Below are 24478 nucleotides of genomic sequence, written 5' to 3' on the forward strand. Positions count from 1 at the left end.
TTCATGAGACGAAGAGCGAGATCGATCCTCGCTGTCGGCGCGCTGTTGCTCGGCGGAGCGGCACTCGCACCCATCGCCCAGGCACAGCCCGGCACCACACCGAAACCCGACGCGGACGAGGTCAAGGTCTTCCGCGCCGAGGTCACCAAGCAGCAGGTACCCCTGCTGCTGGCGGCCGGCCAGGACGGTCACGAACTCAGCGAGCAGGCGCCCGAGAAGGGCACCGCGACGGTCGAGGTCTACCTCACCGACAAGCAGGCGAAGAAGCTCGAGAAACAGGGCGTCGCCCTCTCCGAGCACACACTTTCGGCCAAGGCGGAGAACCGCGTCGAGGCCGCCGCCGACGGTGTGTTCCGACCGTACAGCGGCAGCGGCGGTCTCCAGGAGGAGATCCTCCGCACCGCCCAGAAGAACCCGGGCCTCACCAAGGTCGTCTCCATCGGCAAGACCGTCGGCGGCCAGGACATCCTCGCGCTCAAACTGACCAAGAACGCGAAGAAGTCCGGGGACGGCTCCAAGCCCTCGGTCCTGTACATGTCCAACCAGCACGCGCGGGAGTGGATCACCCCGGAGATGACCCGGCGGCTGATGCACTACTACCTGGACCACTACAAGACCGACCGGCGCGTCCGGAAGATCGTCGACTCCAGCGAGCTGTGGTTCGTCCTGTCGGCCAACCCCGACGGCTACGACTACACCTTCGAGAACACCGACAACCGCCTCTGGCGCAAGAACCTGCGGGACGTCAACGGCGACGGCGCGATCTCCACCGGCGACGGCGTCGACCTCAACCGCAACTTCCCCTACAAGTGGGGCTACGACGACGAGGGTTCGTCCCCGAACCCCACCAGCCAGACCTACCGCGGCGCGAGCCCCGGCTCCGAGCCCGAGACCAAGGCGCTCGACGCCTTCGAGAAGCGGATCGGGTTCACGTACGGCATCAACTACCACTCCGCCGCCGAACTGCTGCTCTACGGCGTGGGCTGGCAGGTCGCGACCGACACCCCGGACGACGTCGTCTACAAGGCGCTCGCCGGCACCCCCGACAACTCCGCGGTCCCGGGCTACCACCCGCAGGTCTCCTCGGAGTTGTACACGACCAACGGCGAGGCCGACGGGCACGCGGCGAACGTCAACGGCACGGCGATGTTCACCCCCGAGATGTCGACCTGCCAGACCGCCTCGGCCATCGACCCCAACGACCAGTGGAACGCCTCCGACTGCCAGTCGGTCTTCAACTTCCCGGACGACGAGAAGCTGATCCAGGACGAGTTCGCCAAGAACGTTCCGTTCGCGCTCTCCGTCGCGGAGTCCGCCGCGCACCCCGACCAGCCGACGTCGTCGGTCGGTCTGTCCGCCGCCGACTTCACCCCGGCGCCGTTCACCACCTCGTACTCGCGCGGCGCCGACCAGAAGATCTCCGTCGTCGCACGCAAGGCGATCCGCGACAAGAAGCTCAAGTACCGCGTCAACGGCGGCCGTACCCGGGACCAGGCGCTCAAGGCCTGGAAGGGCGGCGAGACCTTCGGCGGGGACGACAACCTCTACTACGACGAGTACCGGGCCAAGGTGCAGGACGGCGAACCGGGCGACAAGGTCGAGGTGTGGTTCACGGGTGAGACCAAGAACGGCAAGAAGGTCTCCAGCACGCACTTCACCTACACGATCGCCGCGCGCCCCAAGGCCGACACCCTCGTCGTGGCCGAGGAAGGCGCGACCGCCACACAGGCGCAGACCTACGTCGACGCGCTGAAGGCCAACGGCCGCAAGGCGATCGTCTGGGACGTCGCCACCCAGGGCGCGCCCGACGCGCTCGGCGTGCTGAGCCACTTCGGCACGGTCGTCCACTACACGGGCGCGAGCGTCCCCGGCAATCCGACCCAGCTCGAACTGCGCGCCTTCCTGAACGAGGGCGGCAAGCTGATCGAGGCGGGCGAGCTGGCCGGCGGCAACGTCGACCTCGGCGACGGCACCCCGTCGAACGACTTCAGCCAGTACTACCTGGGCGCCTACTCCCGTACGTCGACCCCCGGCGCCACCGGCTTCACCGGCTCCGGAAAGCTCGGCGGCGCCGGCGGGGCCCTCGGTCCGGCGACCGGCAACCCGCTCGACAGGGCGGGCACCTACGGCGTCACCTCGGACGAGCTGCCGGCCGGCGCCTACCCGCAGTTCGCCAGCGCCGGCGCCGGCCAGTTCGCCGGGACGGTCAACCCGTACGGGCCCTTCACCGGCTCGTACATGGCCGCCGCCGTGCACACCGACGACGGCTACAAGCGCCTCACCCGCACCATCGACCTCAGTGGCGTCACCGCGGCGGGCAAGCCGGCCCTGCGCACCCAGCTGCTGTGGGACACCGAGCCCGGCTACGACAACGCGATCGTCGAGATCCACACGGTCGGCGCCGACGACTGGACGACCCTCCCCGAGGCGGGCGGCGCCAGCAGCGCCGCCGTTCCCGCGGAGTGCGACGGCGGCTTCTACATCGGCGAGCACCCGTGGCTGCGGCACTACCTCACCCTGGGTGCGGGCAACTGCGCCGCGACCGGCACCACCGGCTCCTGGAACGCCCTCACCGGCGCCTCCAGCGGCTGGCAGCAGGTGAACTTCGACCTGAGCGGCTACGCGGGCAAGCAGGTCGAGGTCTCGATCTCCTATGTCACCGACCCCGGCAGCGGCGGCCACGGAGTCCTCGTGGACGACACCTCGCTGGTCGTCGGCGGCACCGCCACCGAGACCGAGGGCTTCGAGACGTCGCTCGGCGCCTGGCGGGTCGCGGGTCCGCCCGCGGGCAGCCCGGCCGTCCTGAAGGACTGGACGCGCACCGGCGCCCTGTTCCAGACGTACGGAGCGGTCACCACCGACGACACGGTGCTGCTGGGCTTCGGCCTGGAGCACGTCACCGCGGCGGCCGACCGTGTCGCGCTCATCGGAAAGGCGCTCGCCTCACTTGAGAGCTGAAGCGCGGCCGTCAACCCCGTGTGACGGTTTGTGATCACATCGAGCGATCGGGCCTTCCGGTCCGGGCGGTCCGTACCCCTACTGGCGGGTACGGACCGCCCTGCCGTGTATGGGCGGAGTCGATGTCACTCCGGCGGCCTCGGAGAGGTAGGGTCGTGGGTGGTCGGGGACATCCCAAATACAGCTCGCCGGCACCGCATAGCCGGTGTATCAACGAGGAGATCGGTTCGTGACGATCCGCGTAGGCATCAACGGCTTTGGCCGCATCGGTCGTAACTACTTCCGCGCGCTGCTGGAGCAGGGTGCTGACATCGAGATCGTGGCTGTCAACGACCTGGGTGACACCGCGACCACCGCACATCTGCTCAAGTACGACACCATCCTGGGCCGCCTCAAGGCCGAGGTGTCGCACACCGCCGACACGATCACCGTCGACGGTCACACCATCAAGGTGCTGTCCGAGCGCAACCCGGCGGACATCCCGTGGGGCGACCTGGGCGTCGACATCGTGATCGAGTCGACCGGCATCTTCACCAAGAAGGCCGACGCCGAGAAGCACATCGCCGGCGGCGCCAAGAAGGTCCTGATCTCGGCTCCGGCCAAGGACGAGGACATCACCATCGTGATGGGCGTCAACCAGGACAAGTACGACGCGGCCAACCACCACGTCATCTCCAACGCCTCCTGCACCACCAACTGTGTGGCGCCGATGGCCAAGGTCCTCGACGAGAACTTCGGCATCGTCAAGGGTCTGATGACGACGGTCCACGCGTACACCAACGACCAGCGCATCCTGGACTTCCCGCACTCGGACCTGCGTCGCGCCCGCGCCGCCGCCGAGAACATCATCCCGACCACGACGGGCGCCGCGAAGGCCACCGCCCTGGTCCTCCCGCAGCTCAAGGGCAAGCTGGACGGCATCGCCATGCGCGTCCCGGTCCCGACCGGCTCGGCCACCGACCTCGTCGTGACGCTCCAGCGCGAGGTCACCAAGGACGAGGTCAACGCCGCGTTCAAGAAGGCCTCCGAGGACGGCGACCTCAAGGGATACCTGACCTACACCGAGGACCAGATCGTCTCCTCGGACATCGTCGGCGACCCGGCCTCCTGCACCTTCGACTCCTCCCTGACCATGGTCCAGGAGGGCACGTCGGTGAAGATCCTCGGCTGGTACGACAACGAGTGGGGCTACTCCAACCGCCTCGTCGACCTGACGGTCTTCGTCGGCGGCCAGCTCTGATCGTCGGATCAGGCACCTCGATGTGAGTGCAGGGCTCGGGCTGCGCAGGGACGCGCCGCCCGAGCCCTGACGCACGTACGGATCAGCCTTCTTCACGGTTGCCGCAGATCACGAGCGATCACGCGCACCACGAGCCCTCCTCAGGAGCCCCCGTAATGAAGACGATCGACGAACTTCTCGCCGAAGGCGTCGCAGGCAAGCGGGTCTTCGTCCGCGCCGACCTCAATGTGCCGCTCGACAGCGGCACCATCACCGACGACGGCCGTATCCGGGCCGTCCTGCCCACCGTCAAGGCGCTCGCGGACGCGGGCGCCAAGGTGGTCGTCGCCTCGCACCTGGGCCGCCCCAAGGGCGCGCCGGATCCGGCCTTCTCCCTCGCCCCCGCCGCCGCCCGGCTGGGTGAACTCCTCGGCACGGCCGTGGCCTTCGCGACCGACACGGTCGGCGAGTCCGCGCGGTCCACCGTCGCGGGCCTCACCGACGGCCAGGTCTCCGTCCTGGAGAACCTGCGCTTCAACGCGGGCGAGACCAGCAAGGACGACGCCGAGCGCGGCGCCTTCGCCGACCGGCTCGCCGAGCTCGCCGACCTCTACGTCGGCGACGGGTTCGGGGCGGTGCACCGTAAGCACGCCTCCGTCTACGACCTCCCGGCGCGGCTGCCGCACGCGGCCGGCTTCCTGATCGCCACCGAGGTCGGCGTCCTGAAGCAGCTCACCGAGGACGTCAAGCGGCCCTACGTCGTCGCCCTCGGCGGCTCCAAGGTCTCCGACAAGCTCGCCGTCATCGACCAGCTGCTCGGCAAGGCCGACCGCCTCCTCATCGGCGGCGGCATGGCCTTCACCTTCCTCAAGGCGAAGGGGTACGAGATCGGTGCCTCCCTCGTCCAGGACGATCAGCTGCCCGTCGTCAATGAGTACGTCGAGCGCGCCGAGAAGAACGGCGTCGAGCTGATCGTGCCCGTCGACGTCGTGGCCGCGGCCCGGTTCCCGGACCTGAAGACCAAGGCCCCGTCCGACCCCGTCACCGTCGCCGCGGACGCCATCCCCGCCGACCTGATGGGCCTCGACATCGGTCCCGAGACCGGTGCCCTGTACGCCTCGAAGCTCGCCGACGCCGGCACCGTCTTCTGGAACGGCCCCATGGGCGTCTTCGAGCACCCCGACTACGCCGAGGGCACCAAGGCGGTAGCCCAGGCCCTCATCGACTCCCCGGCCTTCACGGTCGTCGGCGGCGGCGACTCCGCCGCGGCCGTCCGCCTGCTGGGCTTCGACGAGAACGCATTCGGCCACATCTCGACCGGTGGTGGCGCCTCCCTCGAATACCTCGAGGGCAAGACGCTCCCCGGCCTCGCCGCACTGGAGGGCTGACCCCGCATGACCACTCGCACGCCGCTGATGGCGGGCAACTGGAAGATGAACCTCAACCACCTCGAGGCCATCGCCCACACCCAGAAGCTCGCTTTCGCCCTCGCCGACAAGGACTACGAGGCCGTCGAGGTCGCCGTCCTGCCGCCCTTCACCGACCTGCGCTCCGTGCAGACCCTGGTCGACGGCGACAAGCTGAAGATCAAGTACGGCGCCCAGGACATCTCGGCGCACGACTCGGGCGCCTACACCGGCGAGATCTCCGGCTCGATGCTCGCCAAGCTGAAGTGCACCTTCGTGGCGATCGGCCACTCGGAGCGCCGCCAGTACCACAACGAGACCGACGAGCTCGTGAACGCCAAGGTCAAGGCCGCCTACAAGCACGGTCTGACCCCGATCCTGTGCGTCGGCGAGGAGCTGGACGTCCGCGAGGCGGGCAACCACGTCTCCCACACCCTCAGCCAGGTAGAGGGAGGTCTGAAGGACCTCGCGGCCGAGCAGGCCGAGACGATCGTGATCGCCTACGAGCCCGTCTGGGCCATCGGCACCGGCAAGGTCTGCGGCGCCGAGGACGCGCAGGAGGTCTGCGCCGCGATCCGTGGCAAGATCGCCGAGCTCTACACCCAGGAGCTGGCCGACAAGGTCCGCATCCAGTACGGCGGCTCCGTCAAGTCCGGCAACGTCGCCGAGATCATGGCGCAGGCCGACATCGACGGCGCGCTGGTCGGCGGTGCCTCACTGGACGCCGACGAGTTCGTCAAGATCGTGCGCTTCCGCGACCAGTGATCCGAGCTGTGAGTATGCGGTAGCGGCGATCCGTCGTACCCTTGCGGGGGCATAGCGGTTGTCGCTATGCCCCCGTCGTTCGTCCGAGTCGTCATCCGAATCCGAGGAAGTTGGTCCAGCCGTGGTTTTGGGGTTCTCGATCGCCCTGATCGTCTTCAGCCTGCTGCTGATGCTGCTGGTGCTGATGCACAAGGGGAAGGGCGGCGGTCTCTCCGACATGTTCGGTGGCGGCATGCAGTCCTCCGTCGGCGGCTCCTCGGTCGCCGAGCGCAACCTGGACCGCATCACCGTCGTGATCGGTGTGCTGTGGTTCGCCTGCATCATCGTTCTGGGCATCGTGATGAAGACGAACAGCTGATCAACTTCGCACAGTCACGCACATTCCGGTACGTAAGGCCCCATGTTCGGTACGCGCAGCTGAGCGCGGCCTATCATGGGGCTTGCGTCTAGGTGTGGGAGCTGTAACTCCAATCACTGGACGCGCGTTGGGCCTTACGTAGACTGAGGCGCTCGCAGCGAAGCGAAACGCCGACTCGCTTTGCGGCACCATCACGCAGGGAGTTACGACCGTGGCAAGTGGCAACGCGATCCGAGGAAGCCGGGTCGGGGCGGGGCCGATGGGCGAGGCCGAGCGGGGCGAGTCCGCGCCGCGTCTGCGCATCTCCTTCTGGTGCTCCAACGGACACGAGACGGTGCCCAGCTTCGCCAGCGACGCGCAGGTTCCCGAGACCTGGGACTGCCCGCGCTGCGGCTTTCCCGCCGGGCAGGACCGGGACAACCCCCCGGCCCCGCCGCGAACCGAGCCCTACAAGACGCACCTCGCCTATGTGCGAGAGCGGCGCAGCGACGCGGACGGTGAGGCGATCCTCGCGGAGGCGCTCGCCAAACTGCGGGGCGAGATCTGACGACCGAGACCGGCCGGGTGCCCGAGGGCGCCTGGCCGGAGCTGTTTCACGCACGGGTGTCCGTCCACCCGCGCCGTGCCTCTCGGGCATGTCCGCGCCCCCCAGTCCGCCCGCCCTCGTCTTTGCGCTGACGCCCCTTCAGTCCCTCCTCGACGATCCCTCAGCGGCCCCGCTCTCCGGTACTCCCCGTCGCCGCGTTGATACCCGTGGGCCAGGCGGACGTACCTGTTGTTGTCCCGTACGACCGTGGCACGTCCGCTCACCCGACGTGCTGATCAACTAGGTTGGCACCGGCGGGGCAAGGCGTGCGCAGCACGGACAGATGAGGGAAGAGGGCGTGAAGTCCGACATGAACGCAGACGGCCGTACGAGGCTCGACCAGACGCCCGAGTGGACCGCTCTGGCCAAACACCGCGAGGAACTCGGCGAGGTGCGGCTGCGGGAGCTGTTCGCCGCCGACCCCGAGCGCGGCGCGGGATACACACTGCGGGTCGGTGACCTGCACATCGACTACTCCAAGCACCTCGTCACCGACGAGACGCTGCGGCATCTGCGCGAACTGGCCGTCGCCACCGACGTCTTCGGCCTCAGGGACGCCCTGTTCCGCGGCGAGAAGATCAACACCACCGAGGACCGTGCCGTCCTGCACACCGCCCTGCGCGCCCCGCGCGACGCGGTGATCGAGGTCGACGGGGAGAACGTCGTCCCGGCCGTGCACGCGGTCCTCGACAAGATGGCCGACTTCGCCGACCGCGTCCGCTCCGGCGCCTGGACCGGCCACACCGGCCGGCGCATCCGGAACGTGGTGAACATCGGGATCGGCGGCTCCGACCTGGGCCCGGCGATGGCCTACGAGGTGCTGCGCGGCTACACCGACCGCGGTCTCACGGTCCGTTTCGTGTCCAACGTGGACGGCGCCGACCTGCACGAGGCCACCCGCGACCTGGACCCGGCGGAGACGCTGTTCATCATCGCGTCGAAGACCTTCACCACGATCGAGACGATCACCAACGCGACCTCGGCCCGCAGCTGGCTGCTGGACGGGCTGGACGGTGACGATACGGCGGTGGCGAAACACTTCGTCGCGCTGTCGACGAACGCCGAGAAGGTCGCCGACTTCGGCATCGACACGGCCAACATGTTCGAGTTCTGGGACTGGGTCGGCGGCCGCTACTCCTTCGACTCGGCGATCGGCCTGTCGCTGATGATCGCGATCGGCCCGGACCGCTTCCGGGAGATGCTCGACGGCTTCCACCTCGTCGACGAGCACTTCAGGACCGCGCCCGCCGAGTCCAACGTGCCGCTGCTGCTGGGCTTGTTGGGTGTCTGGTACGGCAACTTCCACGGCGCGCAGTCGCACGCCGTGCTGCCCTACAGCCACTATCTGTCCAAGTTCGCCGCCTACCTCCAGCAGCTGGACATGGAGTCCAACGGCAAGTCCGTCGGCCGGGACGGCAAGGAGGTCGACTGGCAGACCGGCCCGATCGTCTGGGGCACCCCGGGCACCAACGGGCAGCACGCCTACTACCAGTTGATCCACCAGGGCACCAAGCTCATCCCGGCGGACTTCATCGGGTTCGCCGAGCCGGCCGCCGAGCTGAGCGACGAACTCAAGGCACAGCACGACCTGCTCATGGCCAACTTCTTCGCCCAGACCCAGGCGCTGGCCTTCGGCAAGACGCCCGAGGAGGTGCGCGGCGAGGGCGTGCCCGAGGAGCTGGTGGCCCACAAGACGTTCAAGGGCGACCACCCCACGACCACGATCCTCGCCCGCGAGCTGACCCCCTCGGTCCTCGGCCAGCTCGTCGCGCTCTACGAGCACAAGGTGTTCGTGCAGGGCGCGGTGTGGAACATCGACTCCTTCGACCAGTGGGGCGTGGAGCTCGGCAAGGTGCTCGCAAGGCGCGTCGAACCCGCCCTCACCGAAGGCGCCGAGGTCCCCGGCCTGGACGCGTCCACCAAGGCCCTGGTCGCCAAGTACCGGGAGCTGCGCGGCCGGTAGCGGTCACGGGACGGGAGAAGCGGGAGCGGGCGGCGGGCGGCCGTCCGCTTCCCGTAGAATCCCCGGCGATCATGAGACCGATCTCTCGGGGGAGAGCAACGTGACCCGTGCGCACAGGAGTTGGACCGACGGCTCGCTGACGGCCCGCTCGTTCCTGAAGCCCCACAAGGCGGCGTGGGCGGTGTTCCATCCGGCGTGGATACCGGAAGCGCTCGATCCGACGGTCGAACGGCTCAAGCGCGGCCGGGTCATCGCCGGGGCGGTCGCGGCCGTCGGCGTCTACACCTTCGTCGAGGGCGGCTTCGCCTTCGAGGAGATGCTGGAGAACACGGCGATCGCCTCCGCCGTCCTGTTCTTCCTCACCCCGTTGACCGTCGGCGTGATGCTCTTCGTCTGGCGGCGCACCGGCACCGTCCGGCAGCTGAAGACGCCGCTCCTCGACTCGCTCAAGCTGCTGCTGCTCTTCATCGGCTGTGTCCTGACGACTGTGATGATCTTCCGGTCGAGCGAGCTGCTCGGGCTGGTGCCGAGGATGCTGCTCACCCTCGTGGGCCTCTGGATGGCCTTCTTCGTGATGGCCGGCGCCGTCCGGCTCTCCGGGAACTTCTTCGGTTCCGCCGCGGTGCACCGCTGTCTGCCGCCGTTGCTCGCCACGGTGACGACCTGGCTGATGGCCGTCCCCGACCTGGTCACCGGTGATCTGCACGGCCTCAGCCTCACCATGGGCATCGTCTTCATCCTGGGCGCACCGGTGACGGTCACGGGGCTCGCGCTGCTGGAGATGCGCCGCCTCAAGCGGCGGTACGGCGTCCGGTTGACGGCCCACCCGGCCACCCTGCCGCCGACCCCCGCCGGGGCGCGGCCCCAGGTCCCACCGCAGGGCAACCCGTACGGACAGCCGCACGGACACCCGTACGGACAGCCGTACGCGCCGGGTCCGGGGCAGCCGTACCCCCAGGGCAACCCGTACGGGTCGTACCAGGCCCAGAACGGGCAGAACCCGTACGGCGGTTGACCGTACGGGTTCTGTGGAGCGGTGACCGCGTCAGGCGGACGCCGGAGGGTACAGCGACCTCGGGAGCTGGGAGGCCGCCGCCGCGTCCAGGAGCCACAGGGTGCGGGAGCGGCCCCGGGCGCCCGCCGCCGGGGCCTGGATCTCGCCCGCGCCGGACAGCGCGATCGCCGCGGCCTGCGCCTTGTCCTCGCCGGCCGCGAGCAGCCACACCTCACGGGCCGCCCGGATCGCCGGGAGGGTGAGGGTGACCCGGGTCGGCGGGGGCTTGGGCGCGCCGCGCACGCCCACCACCGTGCGCTCGGTCTCCCGCACGGCCGGCAGCTCCGGGAAGAGCGAGGCCACATGGGTGTCCGGGCCGACGCCCAGCATCAGGACGTCGAAGGTGGGCACCGCGCCGTGGTTCTCGGGGCCGGCCGCGCGGGCCAGCTCCTCCGCGTAGGCGGCTGCGGCCGCCTCCACGTCGGCGCCGTACGGGCCGTCGGACGCGGGCATGGCGTGCACGCGCTTCGGGTCCACCGGGACGGAGTCCAGCAGGGCCTCACGGGCCTGCGTGACGTTGCGCTCGGGGTCGCCCTCGGGCAGGAAGCGCTCGTCGCCCCACCACAGGTCCAGCCGGGCCCAGTCGACGGCGTCGCGGGCGGGCGCGGCGGCGAGCGCGGCCAGCAGGCCGTTGCCGTTGCGACCGCCCGTGAGGACCACGGACGCCTGGCCCCGGGAGGCCTGGGCGTCCACGATCTTCGTGATGAGGCGGGCCGCGGCGGCCTGCGCCATCAGTTCCTTGTCGTGGTGCACGACCAGCTGGGGAGTGCTCACTGCGGCTCCGCTTTCCTGACCGGGGGCATCTGCGCCGGCGAGGGCCGGTCGGCGTCGCCGGGACCGGCCGGGGCCGCGGGCGGCACGGCCGGCGCGGCGTCACGGCCCGCGCCCGCCGATTCCGGCACCGCGCGGACCGGGAGGGACGGGGTGGGCTGGCCGGCGGCCTCGGCCCGCTCCGCCTCCCGCTCCGCGGCCGACTGGATCCCGCCCAGCCGGTCCACGCCGAACCGCAGGGCGGACGCGTACGTGTCGTCGGGGTCGAGCCTGCGCAGCTCCTCCGCGAGCAACTCGGACGTCTCGCGGCGCTTGAGCGCCACCGCGCGGTCCGGCTGGCCCGGCAGCGCCAGCGTGGCCATCGCGCCGTCCGACCGGTGCAGCGTGATCGGACCGCCGGTCGTCTCCATCCGGACCTGGGTCAGACCCGGACCGGCCGAGATCGCGCGGCGGACGTGCACGTGGAGCCGGTCGGCGAGCCACATGGCGAGCAGTTCGACGCTCGGGTTGGACTCCTCGCCCGCCACTTCGGCGGAGACGATCTCGCAGCTGACCTGGTCGAGGGCGGCGGCCAGCATCGAGCGCCACGGGGTGATCCGGGCCCACGCCAGATCGGTGTCGCCCGGCTCGTAGCCCTCGGCGCGGCCCCGCAGCTCGTTGATGGGCTTCTCGGCCGCGTAGCTGTCGGTGACCCGGCGCTGGCCCAGGGCGCCCAGCGGGTCGCCCGCCGGGTCGCGCGGGGCGTCCACCGACCACCAGACCACCACCGGCGCGTCCGGCAGCAGCAGCGGCAGGACGACGGACTGGGCGTGGTCGGAGACCTCGCCGTACAGCCGGAGGATCACCGTCTCGCCGCTGCCCGCGTCCGCGCCCAGCCGTACCTCGGCGTCGAGGCGCGACTGGGTGCGGCCCCGGGGGGACCGCGAGACGCGCTTGATGACCACGAGCGTGCGCGAGGGGTGCTCGCGCGACGCGTCGTTGGCGGCCTTCAGCGCGTCGTAGGCGTTCTCCTCGTCCGTGACGACGACGAGGGTGAGCACCATGCCGACGGCGGGCGTGCCTATCGCGCGCCTGCCCTGCACCAACGCCTTGTTGATCTTGCTGGCAGTGGTGTCCGTGAGGTCTGTCTTCATGGCCGGCGCCAGCTCCGTCCGTCTCGCTCGAGCATCTCGTCGGCCTCGACGGGCCCCCACGTGCCCGACGGGTACTGCGCGGGCTTGCCGTTCTTGTCCCAGTACCGCTCGATCGGGTCGAGGATCTTCCAGGACAGCTCCACCTCTTCCGTGCGGGGGAAGAGGTTCGAGTCGCCCAGCAGCACGTCGAGGATGAGGCGCTCGTACGCCTCGGGCGAGGACTCCGTGAAGGACTCGCCGTAGGCGAAGTCCATCGACACGTCCCGGATCTCCATCGAGGTGCCGGGCACCTTGGAGCCGAAGCGGACCGTGATGCCCTCGTCCGGCTGGACGCGGATGACGATCGCGTTCGCGCCGAGCTCCTCGGTGGCCGTGGAGTCGAAGGGGGAGTGCGGGGCGCGCTGGAAGACCACCGCGATCTCGGTGACCCGGCGGCCGAGGCGCTTGCCGGTGCGCAGGTAGAAGGGGACGCCCGCCCAGCGGCGGTTGTCGACCTCCAGTTTGACGGCCGCGTAGGTGTCGGTCTTCGACTGGGGGTCGATGCCGTCCTCTTCGAGGTAGCCGACGGCCTTCTCGCCGCCCTGCCACCCGGCCGCGTACTGGGCGCGCACGGTGGCGCGGCCCAGGTCCTTCGGCAGCCGCACGGCGCCGAGGACCTTGGTCTTCTCGGCGGCCAGCGCGTCCGCGTCGAAGGAGGCCGGCTCCTCCATGGCCGTCAGGGCCATCAGCTGGAGCAGGTGGTTCTGGATGACGTCACGGGCGGCGCCGATGCCGTCGTAGTAGCCGGCCCGGCCGCCGATGCCGATGTCCTCCGCCATGGTGATCTGCACGTGGTCCACGAAGGACCGGTTCCAGATCGGCTCGAACATGGTGTTGGCGAAGCGGAGCGCCAGGATGTTCTGGACGGTCTCCTTGCCGAGGTAGTGGTCGATGCGGAAGACCTGGTCGGAACCGAAGACCTCGTGGACGACCTTGTTGAGCTCCTCGGCCGAGGCGAGGTCGTGACCGAAGGGCTTCTCGATGACCGCGCGTCGCCAGGAGCCGTTCTTCTGGTCGGCCAGCCCGTGCTTCTTCAGCTGCTGGATGACCACCGGGAAGGACCGCGGCGGCACGGAGAGGTAGAAGGCGAAGTTGCCGCCCGTGCCCTGCGCCTTGTCGAGTTCCTCGATCGTGCCGCGCAGCCGCTCGAAGGCGTCGTCGTCGTCGAAGGTGCCCTGCACGAAGCGCATGCCCTGGACGAGCTGCTGCCAGACCTCCTCGCGGAAGGGCGTGCGGGCGTGCTCCTGAACCGCGTCGTGGACCTCCTGCGCGAAGTCCTCGTGCTCCCACTCGCGGCGGGCGAAGCCGACCAGCGAGAAGCCCGGCGGCAGCAGACCCCGGTTGGCGAGGTCGTACACGGCGGGCATGAGCTTCTTCCGGGACAAATCGCCCGTGACGCCGAAGATGACCAGGCCCGACGGCCCCGCGATACGCGGGAGCCGTCGGTCTGCGGGGTCACGCAGCGGGTTGCTGCTCGACAGAGTTCAGCCCTCCGTGGGGGCGAGGCGCTGGAGCTCCGCCTCGGTCGACTTGAGCAGGTCGTTCCAGGACGCCTCGAACTTCTCCACGCCCTCGTCCTCGAGGAGCTGGACCACCTCGTCGTAGGAGATGCCGAGCTTCTCGACGGCGTCGATCTCGGCGCGGGCCTGCTCGTAGGTGCCGGCGACGGTGTTGCCGGTGATCTGCCCGTGGTCCTCGGCGGCGAACAGGGTCGCCTCCGGCATGGTGTTCACCGTGTTCGGCGCCACCAGGTCGTCCACGTACAGGGTGTCCTTGTAGGCGGGGTCCTTCACACCGGTGGAGGCCCACAGCGGACGCTGCTTGTTGGCGCCCGCCTTCTCCAGCGCGGCCCAGCGCTCGCCGGCGAAGACCTCCTCGTACGCCTGGTAGGCGAGCCGGGCGTTGGCCAGGCCCGCCTTGCCGCGGGCGGCCTTGGCCTCGTCGGTGCCGAGCGCGTCGAGCCGCTTGTCGATCTCGGTGTCCACGCGGGACACGAAGAAGGACGCCACGGAGTGGATCTTCGACAGGTCCAGGCCGTGCTCCTTGGCCTGCTCCAGGCCGGCCAGGTAGGCCTCCATGACCTGGCGGTAGCGCTCCAGCGAGAAGATCAGCGTGACGTTGACGCTGATGCCGAGGCCGATGACCTCGGTGATCGCCGGCAGACCGCCCATCGTGGCCGGGATCTTGATGAGCGTGTTGGGGCGGTCGACCAGCCAGGCGAGCTGCCTGGCCTCGGCGACCGTCGGCTTGGTGTGGTGCGCCAGGCGCGGGTCGACCTCGATCGAGACCCGGCCGTCCTGGCCGCCGGTGGCGTCGAAGACCGGCCGCAGGATGTCGGCGGCGTCGCGGACGTCCGCCGTCGTGATCATGCGGATGGCCTCTTCGACGGTGACCTTGCGGGCGGCGAGGTCGGAGAGCTGCTGGTCGTAGCCGTCGCCCTGCGAGATCGCCTTCTGGAAGATCGACGGGTTGGTGGTGACGCCCACGACGTGCTGCTGGTCGATCAGTTCGGCCAGGTTGCCGGACGTGATCCGCTTGCGCGACAGGTCGTCCAGCCAGATCGCGACGCCTTCTTCGGAGAGGCGCTTGAGTGCGTCTGTCATGGAATTACATCTCCTACGTGTCGTATGTGAGCGTCAGCGCTGGGCGGCGGCGAGGGATTCCCGTGCCTTGTCGGCCACGTTCTCGGCAGTGAAGCCGTACTCCTGGAAAAGGACCTTGCCATCGGCGGAAGCACCGAAGTGCTCCAGGGAAACGATGCGGCCGGCGTCCCCGACGTACTTGTGCCAGGTGAGACCGATACCCGCCTCGACCGAGACGCGGGCCTTGACGGACGGGGGCAGGACGCTGTCCCGGTACCCCTGGTCCTGCTCCTCGAACCACTCCACGGACGGCATGGACACCACGCGCGTGGGCACACCGTCGGCTTCCAGCCGCTCGCGCGCCTCGACGGCGACGTGCACCTCGGAGCCGGTCGCGATGAGCAGCACCTCCGGCGTCCCCGTGGACGCCTCGAACAGGACGTACCCGCCCTTGGCCGCGTTCTCGTCGGGCTCGTAGGTCGGCACGCCCTGGCGGGTGAGGACCAGACCGTGCGGGGCGCCCTTGCCGAAGACCTTCGTCCAGCGCTTGAGGATCTCGCGCCAGGCGATCGCGGTCTCGTTGGCGTCGGCCGGGCGGACGACGTTCAGGCCCGGGATCGCGCGCAGCGAGGCCAGGTGTTCGACCGGCTGGTGGGTGGGGCCGTCCTCGCCGAGACCGATGGAGTCGTGCGTCCACACATACGTCACCGGCACGTGCATCAGGGCGGACAGCCGCACGGCGTTGCGCATGTAGTCGGAGAACACGAGGAACGTGCCGCCGTAGATCCGGGTGTTGCCGTGCAGCGCGATGCCGTTCATCTCCGCGGCCATGGAGTGCTCGCGGATGCCGAAGTGGATGGTGCGGCCGTACGGGTCCGCCTCCGGCAGCGGGTTGTCCGCCGGGAGGAACGACGACGTCTTGTCGATCGTCGTGTTGTTGGAACCCGCGAGGTCGGCGGAGCCGCCCCACAGCTCGGGGATGACCGCGCCGAGCGCCTGGAGCACCTTGCCGGACGCGGCACGGGTGGCGACGCCCTTGCCGGGCTCGAAGACCGGGAGCTTCTCCTCCCAGCCGGTGGGCAGCTCGCCCGCGGCGACGCGGTCGAACTCGGCGGCGCGGTCGGGGTTGTTGTCCCGCCACTGCTGGAAGGACTTCTCCCACACGGCGCGGGCCGCCTGGCCGCGCTCGAGCGCGCCCCGGGTGTGGGCGATGACCTCGTCCGCGACCTCGAAGGACTTCTCCGGGTCGAAGCCGAGGACGCGCTTGGTGGCCGCGACCTCGTCGTCGCCGAGCGCCGAGCCGTGCGCGGCCTCGGTGTTCTGCGCGTTCGGGGCGGGCCAGGCGATGATCGAGCGCATCGCGATGAAGGACGGCTTGTCCGTCACCTGCTTCGCGGCCTCGATCGCGTCGTAGAGGGCGTGCGGGTCCAGGTCGCCGTCCGGCTTGGGGGCGACCCGCTGCACGTGCCAGCCGTACGCCTCGTACCGCTTGACCGTGTCCTCGGAGACGGCCGTCTCCGTGTCGCCCTCGATCGAGATGTGGTTGTCGTCCCACAGCAGGACCAGGTTGCCGAGCTTCTGGTGACCGGCCATCGAGGACGCCTCGGCGGAGATGCCCTCCTGGAGGCAGCCGTCACCGGCGATCGCGTAGACGAAGTGGTCGAACGGCGACTCGCCGGCCGGGGTCTCCGGGTCGAACAGACCGCGCTCGTAGCGGGCGGCCATCGCCATGCCCACGGCGTTCGCGACGCCCTGGCCCAGCGGGCCGGTCGTCGTCTCGACGCCGGTGGTGTGGCCGTACTCCGGGTGACCCGGAGTCTTCGAACCCCAGGTGCGGAACGCCTTCAGGTCGTCCAGCTCCAGGCCGAAGCCGGCCAGGTACAGCTGGGTGTAGAGCGTCAGGGACGAGTGGCCCGCGGACAGCACGAAGCGGTCGCGGCCGACCCAGTCGGCGTCCGCCGGGTCGTGCCGCATCACCTTCTGGAAGAGGGTGTACGCGGCAGGCGCCAGGCTCATCGCCGTACCGGGATGGCCGTTGCCGACCTTCTGTACGGCGTCGGCGGCCAGGACGCGGGCGGTGTCCACGGCCCGCTGGTCCAACTCGGTCCACTCGAGGTCTGTGGTGGTCGGCTTGGTGCTCACCCTGGGTCAGGGCTCCTCTCCACATGTCACGCATGTCGAATGCCGGTGCACGCGGCGCCCACCGGCCGTTGTCGAGCCTACCCCCGTGAGAACGTGCATTTTTTCGAGTCATTCCAGACTGCCGGGAGTCTTGGCGGTCCGCCTCCCGACCGGTGTGTTCCCTGTTCGGCAAGTGAATACGGAGCCGCTCGTACGAGTGCTCAACAGAGTGCCGCCCGGCTCTTCCGAAGGCGTCGGCCAACACGACCCCACCCCCGCGAATGTCGGGGTCTGGGCAACGTCTACAGTGGCGTGGTACGCGCGAGCCTTTACCCCGCATTCATATGGGGAGGCTTGCTGGGAGTCTCTGTCAGGGGTGTGCGTGACGGCCGTTGAATCCCGTCCAGTGGGGATTGTCGGGGCGAGCCAGAGCCCGAGCCGGCGGCCGTTCGGGGCCCGGGTGAAGGCGTTCGTGGCGCTGACCAAGCCGCGGATCATCGAGTTGCTGCTGATCACCACCGTCCCGGTGATGTTCCTGGCGCAGCAGGGTGTTCCGGACCTCGGCCTGGTCGTCCTGACCTGCCTCGGCGGTTATCTCTCCGCGGGTGGCGCGAACGCGCTGAACATGTACATCGACCGCGACATCGACGCGCTGATGGACCGCACCTCGCAGCGCCCGCTGGTCACCGGAATGGTGAGCCCGCGTGAATGCCTCGCCTTCGGCATCACCCTCGCGGTGGTCTCCACACTCCTGTTCGGTCTGACCGTCAACTGGCTGTCGGCCTGGCTCGCCCTCGGCGCGCTCCTCTTCTACGTCGTCGTCTACACGATGATCCTCAAGCGCCGTACGTCGCAGAACATCGTGTGGGGCGGCATCGCCGGCTGCATGCCGGTCCTGATCGGCTGGTCGGCCGTGACGGACTCGGTGTCCTGGGCGCCGGTCGTCCTCTTCCTCGTGATGTTCTTCTGGACGCCGCCGCACTACTGGCCGCTGTCCATGAAGGTCAAGGACGACTATGCGCGCGTGGGCGTGCCGATGCTGCCGGTCGTCGCCTCCAACAAGACGGTCGCCAAGCAGATCGTCCTCTACAGCTGGGTGATGGTCGCCGTCTCGCTGCTGCTGACCCCGCTCGGCTACACCGGGTGGTTCTACACCTCGGTCGCGCTGGTGGCCGGCGGCTGGTGGCTGTGGGAGGCGCACGCGCTCCAGAGCCGCGCCAAGGCGGAGGCCTCGGGCGGGAAGCTGAAGGAGATGCGGCTGTTCCACTGGTCCATCACCTATGTGTCGCTGCTGTTCGTGGCGGTCGCGGTGGACCCCTTCCTGCGCTGAGCGGCACCGCCCGACGGCCGGGGTGCGTGGTCAACACCACGCACCCCGGCCGTCGCCGTTCCCTCTACCCGTCGGTAGCATCCTGGCCATGGCAGACACCAAGCAGGTCGACGAGAGCGCCGACGCCAAGCAGGCCGCGAAGGCCGAGCGCAAGGCGGCCCGGCTCGCCAAGCAGATCAGCGGCTTCGCCAAGCAGCACGGCGGGACCGAGGGCCAGATCGCGTACATCGGCGAGCGCGGCGCCCGTATCGTCCTCGTCGGCGAGGACGGCGGGTGGGGCGACCTGGTGGCCCCCTCGGTCGCCGTCGCCGAGCTGGCCGTCGCGAAGGCCGGCATCACCGTCCACGAAGCCTTCGACGGCGAGTTCGCGGCGAAGGTGAAGACGGGCCCGTACGAGTGGACGCGAATGGCCGGGATCCAGGTCGGCGGACCGAAGAACGGCTGAGCAGCAACAACCTGACACCCCGGTCACCCGTTAGGACCCGTAGGAACCACACGGTCCATCTCCCGGGAGTCCGGATGATCGAAACGCCGTCTTTGGTGGACCAGTACTGCCACGGCGTCCTGAGAACGGAGCTGGGCCTCGGCACCTTCGAGGCCCAGTTGGCCCGCACCGAGGGCCCGCCGGCCCCGGGCACGACGCTGTTCGACACCCAGACGGGGTTCGCGGTACGCCGCTGGTGCCCCCCGCTCCTCGGTCTGGAACCGCACGCGCCCCCCGCCCGTTATCTCGCCCGGCGTCGTGAACTCGGCGTACTGGAAGCGGGCCGCCGGCTGCTGCGCGGCAGCGGCATCACGACGTACCTGGTCGACACCGGCCTGCCCGGCGACCTCACCGGACCGGGCGAGCTCGCCTCGGCCGGCGCCGCCGAGGCGCGGGAGATCGTGCGCCTGGAACCCCTCGCCGAACAGGTCGCCGACACCTCCGGCACCGTCGAGTCCTTCCTCGCCAACCTCGCCGAGTCGGTCCACGGGGCCGCCGCGAACGCCGTGGCCTTCACCTCCGTCGCCGGCGTCCGGCACGGCCTCGCCCTCGCGCCCGAGCCGCCCGGGCCGGGTGAGGTGCGGGGCGCGGCGGGCCGCTGGCTGGCGGGCCGCAGGGTCGGCGGAGAGCTGACCGACCCGGTGCTGCTGCGCCACCTGCTGTGGATCGCCGTCGCCTCGGGGCTGCCCCTTCAGCTGCACGCGGGCCTCGGCGAGCCGGGCGCGCGCGTCGACCGCACGGATCCGGTGCTGCTGACGGACTTCGTGCGGGCCACGGCCGGCCTCGGCACCGACCTCGTCCTGCTGCACGGCTACCCCTACCACCGGCACGCCGCCCACCTCGCGGGCGTCTTCCCGCACGTGTACGCCGACTCCGGCGCCGCGCTCGTCCGGACCGGCGCGCGAGCCGCGACGATCCTCGCGGAGATCCTGGAGCTGGCCCCCTTCGGCAAGATCCTCTTCTCCAGCGGGGCCGGCGGGCTGCCCGAGCTGCACGTGGTCGGGGCGCGGCTGTTCCGCGAGGCACTGGCGCGGGTGCTCGGCAGCTGGGTCGTGGAGGGCGCGTGGTCGCAGGCGGACGCGCAACGCGTGGCGGGACTGATCGCGGCGGGCAACGCGCGCCGGGTGTACGGGCTCGGCTGAGGTGGACAGACTGGGCGCATGACCAGCCGTACGGAAGCCTTACTGGACCGATTCCTCGACGGACTCCCGGCCCTGGACCCCGTCGCCGTGTGGGCCCACGGTTCGCTCGGCGGGGGCGACTACCAGGAGGGCCGCAGCGACCTGGACCTCATCGCGGTTCTGGCGGGCCCCGTCACACCGCGCACGGCGTGGCACCTGGGCCGGCTGCACGCCCGCCTGCGGAACGAGCCGCTCGCCCCGCTGCTGCACTGCACCTACCTCGCTCCCGACCGGGCGGCCGATCCCGAGCGGCGGCACCTCACCTGGGCGCACAGCGAACTGTTCCGGCGGACGGTCACCCCGGTGACCCGGCGCGAACTGCACGAGTTCGGCCGGGTGCTGTACGGGAAGCCGCCCGGCGCGCTCCTGCCGCCCGTGCCGGACCGCGCGCTCGGCGAGTTCGTCGTCCGCGACCAGCGCGACTTCTGGCGGCCCGCCGTCGACAAGGCCCACCTGTGGCGTCAGACCGTCTGGGTCGATCTGGGGCTGCTGACCTTCGCGCGGGCGACCGTGACCGCACGGGACGGCCGGCTGATCTCCAAGCGCCAGGCCCTCGACGAACTGTCCGCGCTGGGGGCGCCGTCGGAGGTCGTGGCGGACATCGCGCGCCGCCGCTACGACGAGGGGGCCGGGCCGGCCGACGAAGGGTGGCCGGCCCGCCGGGCCGAGCTGACCCGGGACTACCTCGGGCCCGCGATCGACGGGCTGGTCACCTCGTACGCGTGAGCCACGGGTGACTCACGCGCGCGTGCCGACCGTGGCCTCGGCCGCCGGGCCCGGCAGGTCGATCGTCGCCTCGGGGCGCTCGCGCAGCGCCAGCAGCACGCGCAGCACCGCGATCCACACCAGGCAGGAGCCGAACATGTGCAGCCCGACCAGGGCCTCGGGAAGGTCCGTGAAGTACTGGACGTAGCCGATGACACCCTGCCCGAGCAGCACCAGGAACAGGTCCCGGGTACGGTCCAGCGGGTCCTTCGGCGCGTCCACCGCCTTGAGGATGAACCACAGGGCGAAGGTCAGCGTCACCACGATCCAGGCGAGCACGGCGTGCAGCTTGGCGACCGTCTCCCAGTCCAACGGCATCCGCTCGACCTCGCTGGAGTCACCGGCGTGCGGGCCCGCGCCGGTCACCACCGTGCCGACGGCGATCAGCAGCGTGGAGGCGACGACCAGGAACCACACCAGCTGCTGCACGGGCCTGCCGACCAGCGGCCGGGGCTCCCCGTCGCCCTCCCGGGCGCGCTGCCACATCACCGCGGCGACCGCGAGCAGCGCCGTGGCGGCCAGGAAGTGCGCCGCGACCGTGTACGGGTTGAGGCCGACGAGCACCACGATCCCGCCGAGCACGGCGTTGCTCATCACCAGCCAGAACTGCGCCCAGCCCAGCCGGGTCAGGCTCCGCCGGTACGGCTTCTCGGCGCGCGCGGCGATGATCGCCCAGCCTACGGCCGCGCACAGCACGTACGTGAGCATGCGGTTGCCGAACTCGATGGCGCCGTGGAAGCCCATCGCGCCGGTCGCGGTGAGCGAGTCGTCGGTGCACTTGGGCCAGGTCGGGCAGCCCAGGCCGGAGCCCGTGAGCCGTACGGCACCGCCGGTGACCACGATGACCACCGACATCACGAGCGAGTACAGGGCCGCCCGCTGAACCGTCCGGCGGGTCGGGGTCCAGCGTTCGGCGATGAAGGCGAGCGGGTTGCGCACGGCGGCTACGGCGTCGGCACGGGTCACGTTTGGCACGCGTCCCATCGTAGGCGTCCGCTTGTGCACGCGTTCACGAGGGTCCCCGGGTCCGCGGGTCCGGCTACTCCCAGCGGAAGAACCGGCCGGCCGCCGCGAGTGCCACGACCGCCCACACCGCCAGGATCCCCAGGTCGCCCCAGGGCATGCCGGCGCCGTGCTGGAGCACGTCCCGCAGGCCGCCGGAGAGGGCCGAGACCGGCAGCAGGCCGAGCACGTCCTGGACGCCGGACGGGAACTTGTCGAGCGGGACGATCACCCCGCCGCCCACCAGCAGCAGCAGGAAGACCAGGTTGGCCGCGCCCAGCGTCGCCTCCGCCTTGAGGGTGCCCGCCATCAGCAGGCCGAGGCCCGAGAAGGCGGCCGTGCCCAGGACCAGGAGCAGCAGGACGGCCGCCGGGTTGCCGTGCGGGTTCCAGCCGAGCGCGAAGGCGATCGCCGTCAGGAGGATCACCTGGAGGATCTCCGTGACCAGCACCGACAGCGTCTTCGCCGCCATCAGGCCCCAGCGGGGGAGGGGGGAGGAGGCGAGCCGCTTGAGCACCCCGTAGCGGCGTTCGAAGCCCGTCGCGATGGCCTGGCCGGTGAAGGCCGTCGACACCACGGCGAGCGCGAGGATGCCGGGCGTGAGGAAGTCCACCGCCTCGCCGGCGCCGGTGTCGACGATGTCCACCGTGCTGAACAGCACCAGCAGCAGGGTGGGGATCACGACGGTGAGCAGCAGCTGCTCCCCGTTGCGCAGGAGCATCTTCGTCTCCAGCGCCGCCTGGGCCCCGATCATGCGGCGCAGCGGGGCCGCGCCGGGCCGGGGGGCGTAGGTACCCGTGGCGGTCATCAGCGCAGCTCCTTGCCGGTCAGTTCGAGGAAGACGTCCTCCAGGGTGTGCCGTTCGACCGAGATCCGGTCGGGCATCACCCCGTGCTGCGCGCACCACGAGGTGACCGTCGCCAGCAGTTGCGGGTCGACCTTGCCCATCACCCGGTAGGAGCCCGGGGTCAGTTCGTCGGCCGAGCTGTCGGCGGGCAGGGCCTTGAGCAGGGAGGTCACGTCGAGGCCGGGCCGGCCGGTGAAGCGCAGGGTGTTCTCGGCGCCGCCGCGGCACAGCTCCTCCGGGGAGCCCTGGGCGATGACCCGGCCCGCGTCGATGATCGCGACGTCGTCGGCGAGCTGCTCGGCCTCGTCCATGTAGTGGGTGGTCAGGATGACGGAGACGCCGTCCGCGCGCAGGTCCCGTACGAGCTCCCAGGTGGCGCGGCGGGCCTGTGGGTCCAGGCCGGCCGTCGGCTCGTCCAGGAACACCAGCTCCGGGCGGCCGACGACGGCCATCGCCAGCGCGAGCCGCTGCTGCTGGCCGCCGGAGAGACGGCGGTACGTCGTCCGGCCGCAGGAGCCGAGGCCGAGGCGCTCGACGAGGGCGTCGACGTCCAGTGGGTGGGCGTGCAGCCCGGCCACGTGCCGGAGCATCTCGTCGGCCCGGGCCCCGGAGTACACGCCCCCCGACTGGAGCATCACGCCGATCCGGGGGCGCAGGTCGGAGGCCTGTCTCTGCGGGTCGAGGCCGAGGACGCGTACCGTGCCGGCGTCCGGCCTGCGGTATCCCTCGCAGGTCTCGACGGTGGTCGTCTTGCCGGCGCCGTTGGGTCCGAGGACGGCGGTGACGCCCGCCCGGGCCGTCAGGTCGAGGCCGTTCACCGCGGTCTTCGTCCCGTACCGCTTCACCAGGGCCTCGACCCGGACGACAGGCTCACTTCGCATGGCTCAAGAGTCTAGGTTCGCGGGTGAGGGCTCGGACCGGCGGGTGCGGGAACCGGCCGGAGGCGAGGGCGGCGGGGGGCGGGCGCAGGGCGGGCGCGTTCAGAGCTCCTCCTCGCGGGACCGGTGCAGCGGTAGCCACCGCTGCGCGTAGGCGACGGCGTCCGCGACCGGAAACAGCCGCACGTCCGCCGCCCCGACGGTGCCCCGTACGACGTCGCGGTCGCGTTCGAAGTCATGGCCCAGCTCGTCGAAGCGGTGGGAGTCGATCGACACCTCGGTCACGACCTCCCACGTCCCGTCGGGCCCCGGCCGGCCCACCTCGACGAGCGGGGCCGGGACCCGGTACTCGGCCAGGTGGAAGCTGGTGCAGGTGTGGTAGCCGGCGCCGAGGAGCAGGACCCGCGCGCCCGCCTTCTCCAGCCGGGCCAGCGGGCTGTGCTCGCCGAGCCGGCAGTCGGGGGCGTGTCCCTCGACCAGCTCGGCGGCCCGTGCCCCGAGCGCGGCGAACGAGGTCTGCGGGTGGGCGCTGCGCAGGGCGCCGGGCCAGGTGCGGACCGTCTCGGGGACCACGCCCACGCCCAGTGCGGGAGTGATGAGGGGGTCGTAGGCGGGCATGGTGGCCCGGATCCGCTCCCACCACTGCGCGGGGACCGGCGGATTGCTCCACAGGGCCGGGTCGGAGAGGTCGCCGGACTGGGTGGGGACCACGAGTGTGCCGTCCGGGCCGATCGCGTCGAGCAGTCCTCGTACCACCGCGACGGCGCCTCCGCAGACCCAGCCGAGGGAACTGAGCGAAGAATGCACGAGGAGGATTTCTCCGGGTTCGACACCCAGCGCGCGAAGCTCCGCGGCGAGGGTGTCGCGAGTGACAAGAGGGCCGGTGGGAGGGGGTGTGGGCATGGTCCGGCAGTGTCCTGGAAGGGGGCTTCGCAGGCCAGTGGTTTTATCGTCACGGCACCCACCTCCGATCGATCAGAGATCGTTTCCGCAGGTCAGATTAGGTATACCTAAGTGACGCAGGGCACCGCCCCTC

At 70.5% G+C, this 24478-nt stretch carries 21 protein-coding genes; 12 read left to right on the plus strand and 9 right to left on the minus strand.

Annotated features, from left to right (window positions below):
• Window positions 1–3 precede the first annotated feature (3 nt).
• The 8 genes from ACIRPU_RS24665 (at window position 4) to ACIRPU_RS24700 (ending at window position 10270) form a co-directional block, all read left to right on the plus strand.
• Window positions 4–2958 (plus strand): M14 family zinc carboxypeptidase, encoded by a 2955-nt coding sequence (locus ACIRPU_RS24665; RefSeq protein WP_403870884.1) that lies wholly within the window; start codon window positions 4–6, stop codon window positions 2956–2958.
• A gap of 229 nt (window positions 2959–3187) precedes the next feature.
• Window positions 3188–4198 (plus strand): type I glyceraldehyde-3-phosphate dehydrogenase, encoded by a 1011-nt coding sequence (gene gap, locus ACIRPU_RS24670; protein ID WP_355703814.1) that lies wholly within the window; start codon window positions 3188–3190, stop codon window positions 4196–4198.
• A gap of 155 nt (window positions 4199–4353) precedes the next feature.
• Window positions 4354–5565 (plus strand): phosphoglycerate kinase, encoded by a 1212-nt coding sequence (locus tag ACIRPU_RS24675; RefSeq protein ID WP_403870887.1) that lies wholly within the window; start codon window positions 4354–4356, stop codon window positions 5563–5565.
• A gap of 6 nt (window positions 5566–5571) precedes the next feature.
• Window positions 5572–6348, plus strand: a complete 777-nt coding sequence (gene tpiA, locus ACIRPU_RS24680; RefSeq protein WP_385554498.1) for a triose-phosphate isomerase — start codon at window positions 5572–5574, stop codon at window positions 6346–6348.
• 127 nt (window positions 6349–6475) lie between these two features.
• Window positions 6476–6706, plus strand: coding sequence for a preprotein translocase subunit SecG (secG, locus tag ACIRPU_RS24685; RefSeq protein WP_355703972.1), 231 nt, complete (start codon window positions 6476–6478; stop codon window positions 6704–6706).
• 211 nt (window positions 6707–6917) lie between these two features.
• Window positions 6918–7253 carry an RNA polymerase-binding protein RbpA gene (locus tag ACIRPU_RS24690; RefSeq protein WP_082412914.1) on the plus strand — a complete coding sequence of 112 codons (336 nt, stop codon included), beginning with the start codon at window positions 6918–6920 and terminating at the stop codon, window positions 7251–7253.
• 349 nt (window positions 7254–7602) lie between these two features.
• The gene (pgi, locus tag ACIRPU_RS24695) at window positions 7603–9255 is read left to right on the plus strand and encodes a glucose-6-phosphate isomerase (RefSeq protein WP_403871294.1); all 1653 of its coding nucleotides are present in this window, start codon (window positions 7603–7605) and stop codon (window positions 9253–9255) included.
• Window positions 9256–9355: 100 nt separating this feature from the next.
• The gene (locus tag ACIRPU_RS24700) at window positions 9356–10270 is read left to right on the plus strand and encodes a hypothetical protein (protein WP_403870891.1); all 915 of its coding nucleotides are present in this window, start codon (window positions 9356–9358) and stop codon (window positions 10268–10270) included.
• Between the two features lie 30 nt (window positions 10271–10300).
• Here the strand turns inward: ACIRPU_RS24700 and pgl are convergent, their stop codons facing one another.
• Genes pgl through tkt form a run of 5 tightly spaced genes read right to left on the minus strand, consistent with a single transcriptional unit; the run spans window position 10301 to window position 16976 of the window.
• Window positions 10301–11083, minus strand: a complete 783-nt coding sequence (pgl, locus tag ACIRPU_RS24705; RefSeq protein ID WP_403870895.1) for a 6-phosphogluconolactonase — start codon at window positions 11081–11083, stop codon at window positions 10301–10303.
• Window positions 11080–12213 carry a glucose-6-phosphate dehydrogenase assembly protein OpcA gene (gene opcA / locus ACIRPU_RS24710; protein WP_403870898.1) on the minus strand — a complete coding sequence of 378 codons (1134 nt, stop codon included), beginning with the start codon at window positions 12211–12213 and terminating at the stop codon, window positions 11080–11082. Before opcA ends, pgl begins: the two co-directional genes overlap by 4 nt.
• A complete protein-coding gene (zwf, locus tag ACIRPU_RS24715) occupies window positions 12210–13733 on the minus strand; it encodes a glucose-6-phosphate dehydrogenase (RefSeq protein ID WP_355703974.1) in 1524 nt (507 codons plus the stop codon). Before zwf ends, opcA begins: the two co-directional genes overlap by 4 nt.
• Before the next feature lie 3 nt (window positions 13734–13736).
• A complete protein-coding gene (gene tal, locus ACIRPU_RS24720) occupies window positions 13737–14855 on the minus strand; it encodes a transaldolase (RefSeq protein WP_403870901.1) in 1119 nt (372 codons plus the stop codon).
• A gap of 33 nt (window positions 14856–14888) precedes the next feature.
• On the minus strand, window positions 14889–16976 hold the full coding sequence (gene tkt, locus ACIRPU_RS24725; RefSeq protein ID WP_403870904.1) for a transketolase: 2088 nt from the start codon (window positions 16974–16976) through the stop codon (window positions 14889–14891).
• A gap of 355 nt (window positions 16977–17331) precedes the next feature.
• On the opposite strand from tkt, the gene ACIRPU_RS24730 reads away from it, so the two are divergent.
• From ACIRPU_RS24730 to ACIRPU_RS24745, 4 genes are all read left to right on the plus strand, one after another.
• The gene (locus ACIRPU_RS24730; RefSeq protein WP_355703822.1) at window positions 17332–18285 is read left to right on the plus strand and encodes a heme o synthase; all 954 of its coding nucleotides are present in this window, start codon (window positions 17332–17334) and stop codon (window positions 18283–18285) included.
• 88 nt (window positions 18286–18373) lie between these two features.
• Window positions 18374–18730 (plus strand): hypothetical protein, encoded by a 357-nt coding sequence (locus tag ACIRPU_RS24735; protein ID WP_403870908.1) that lies wholly within the window; start codon window positions 18374–18376, stop codon window positions 18728–18730.
• 74 nt (window positions 18731–18804) lie between these two features.
• A complete protein-coding gene (locus tag ACIRPU_RS24740; protein ID WP_355703824.1) occupies window positions 18805–19911 on the plus strand; it encodes an amidohydrolase family protein in 1107 nt (368 codons plus the stop codon).
• A gap of 18 nt (window positions 19912–19929) precedes the next feature.
• Window positions 19930–20676 (plus strand): nucleotidyltransferase, encoded by a 747-nt coding sequence (locus ACIRPU_RS24745; protein WP_403870911.1) that lies wholly within the window; start codon window positions 19930–19932, stop codon window positions 20674–20676.
• A gap of 12 nt (window positions 20677–20688) precedes the next feature.
• Here the strand turns inward: ACIRPU_RS24745 and ACIRPU_RS24750 are convergent, their stop codons facing one another.
• The 4 genes from ACIRPU_RS24750 to ACIRPU_RS24765 all read right to left on the minus strand — a co-directional run bounded on the left by ACIRPU_RS24750 (window position 20689) and on the right by ACIRPU_RS24765 (window position 24345).
• Window positions 20689–21699: a heme A synthase gene (locus ACIRPU_RS24750; RefSeq protein ID WP_403870914.1), complete on the minus strand. Its 1011-nt coding sequence runs from the start codon at window positions 21697–21699 to the stop codon at window positions 20689–20691.
• Between the two features lie 55 nt (window positions 21700–21754).
• A complete protein-coding gene (locus ACIRPU_RS24755) occupies window positions 21755–22525 on the minus strand; it encodes an ABC transporter permease (protein WP_403870917.1) in 771 nt (256 codons plus the stop codon).
• Window positions 22525–23445 carry an ABC transporter ATP-binding protein gene (locus ACIRPU_RS24760; RefSeq protein ID WP_355703828.1) on the minus strand — a complete coding sequence of 307 codons (921 nt, stop codon included), beginning with the start codon at window positions 23443–23445 and terminating at the stop codon, window positions 22525–22527. The genes ACIRPU_RS24755 and ACIRPU_RS24760 overlap by 1 nt, the downstream gene beginning before the upstream one ends.
• 99 nt (window positions 23446–23544) lie before the next feature.
• Complete coding sequence (locus ACIRPU_RS24765; protein ID WP_403870921.1) at window positions 23545–24345, minus strand: aminoglycoside N(3)-acetyltransferase; 801 nt, start codon at window positions 24343–24345, stop codon at window positions 23545–23547.
• Between the last annotated feature and the right edge of the window lie 133 nt (window positions 24346–24478).

Source organism: Streptomyces sp. NPDC102259, from assembly GCF_044766465.1.
Taxonomy (GTDB): domain Bacteria; phylum Actinomycetota; class Actinomycetes; order Streptomycetales; family Streptomycetaceae; genus Streptomyces.